This window comes from Burkholderia sp. WTPI3 (assembly GCF_021483755.1).
Taxonomy (GTDB): Bacteria; Pseudomonadota; Gammaproteobacteria; order Burkholderiales; family Burkholderiaceae; genus Burkholderia.
Window position 1 is genome coordinate 1 of the sequence record NZ_JAGIXF010000208.1, and the last position, 1755, is coordinate 1755.

Annotated in this window: 1 protein-coding gene and 1 pseudogene; both read right to left on the minus strand. The window is 64.3% G+C overall.

Going from position 1 to position 1755, the window contains the following annotated elements; all coding sequences use genetic code 11:
* Positions 1-254 precede the first annotated feature (254 nt).
* Positions 255-1370, minus strand: coding sequence for a polyamine ABC transporter substrate-binding protein (locus J7024_RS36885; protein ID WP_124831035.1), 1116 nt, complete (start codon positions 1368-1370; stop codon positions 255-257).
* Between the two features lie 62 nt (positions 1371-1432).
* Positions 1433-1755: pseudogene (locus J7024_RS36890) on the minus strand (aspartate aminotransferase family protein); the annotation flags it as partial.

The following is a 1755-nucleotide window of genomic DNA, read 5'->3' on the forward strand; positions in this document are numbered from 1 at the left end:
TCGAACGGGCCGCGGCGGCCGGTTGGGTATGGCGTGCGGCGGCGGAAGAGGGTATCGATTGCATGGGAGTCACCATTCGTTCTTCACGGATTTCAGGCGTGAGCGTTCCCGCACGAGGCGCGCAACGCGACTCGCGGACAACGGCTCGTGCCGGATGGAACAGGGGTGCGCGGCGTGCGCGGGCGGACGTTCGTCCGCGGATCCCGGGCGGGCAGGCGTTCAGCCGATGCCTGCGCCGCCGTGACGGGTTGCGATCAGTGGCCGGTCTTCAACTGCGCCCACAGACGGTTCTGGAGGCGCAGGATGTCGGCCGGCATCGGCTTCATCAGCACCATCTTCTTCAGCACGTCTTCAGGCGGATAGACCGTCTGGTCCTGTGCGACGGCCGGCGTGACGAACTGGTGCGCGGCCTTGTTCGCGGTCGGGTAGAACACCGTGTTGGTGATCGCCGCGTTGACCTTCGGATCGGACACGTAGTTGATCCACTTCATCGCGGCTTCGGGGTGCGGCGCATCCTTCGGGATCACCATCACGTCGAACCACAGCAGACCGCCTTCCTTCGGATTCGAGAACTTGATGTCGTACGAGCGCTTCGCTTCGGCCGAGCGGCGATGCGCGATGCCGACGTCGCCCGACCAGCCGAGCGCGACGCACACGTCGTTGTTCGCGAGGTCGTTGATGTAGCCGGACGAGTTGAACTGGGTGATGTACGGGCGGACTTTCTTCAGGACTTCGAACGCAGCCTGGTAGTCGGCGGGGTTGGTGCTGTTCGGGTTCTTGCCCATGTATTGCAGTGTCGCCGCGAACACGTCGACGGCCTGGTCGAGGAACGAGACGCCGCAGCCTTTCAGCTTTTCCATGTTGGCCGGGTCGAACACCAGGGCCCAGCTGTCGACCGGCGCCTTGTCGCCGAGCGCCTTCTTCACGGCCTGTGCGTTGTAGCCGATGCCGTCCGTGCCGTAGGCCCAGGGCACGCCGTACTGGTTGCCCGGATCCGCGTCGGCGATCATCTTCATCAGCAGCGGATCGAGGTTCGCGAGGTTCGGGATCTTCGACTTGTCGAGCTTCTGGTACACGCCTGCCTGGATCTGCTTGGCCATGTAGTTCGAGGTCGGCACGACGATGTCGTAGCCCGAGCTGCCTGCCAGCAGCTTTGCCTGCAGCGTGTCGTCGCTGTCGTAGTTGTCGTACTTGACGTGAATGCCCGTCTGTTTCTGGAAGTTCGGGATCGTGTCCGGTGCGATGTAGTCGGACCAGTTGTAGATGTTCAGGTCCTCGGCATGCGCCGACGGACTGGCGACCGACGTGAACGCGGCCGCTGCGGCAAGGGCCGCAACGGAACAGGCTTGGCGAAGAAAGCAGGCACGCATGGTGGAATTCCCCTGGGTTATGGTGGCGTGCGGCGCCCGCCGCACGTCCTGAGACAAAGCCGTTACGAAAGGCCCAGTTGCTGGGCGGTCGCATCGACGGCCTTCTTCGCCTTCGATACGAGTTCATCGATTTCCTGACGCGAGATCACGAGCGGCGGCGACAGCAGCATCCGGTCGCCGGTCGCACGCATGATCAGGTTCCCGTTGAAGCAGAAGTCGCGGCAGACCGTGCCGACGTCGCCGCCGTTCTTGAAGCGACGGCGTTCGGCCGGCGATTCGGCGAGCTGCAGGCTCGCGACCATCCCGTGGCCGTGCACTTCGCCGACGATCGGGTGGCGCGCGAAGGTCTCGCGCATCAGCGCCTGGAAGTACGGGCCCGTGTCAT

What these genes read in the sequence shown, in the direction of transcription:
- J7024_RS36885 (WP_124831035.1), bottom strand. Translation starts at nt 1,370, where the DNA reads ATGCGTGCCTGCTTTCTTCGCCAAGCCTGTTCCGTTGCGGCCCTTGCC.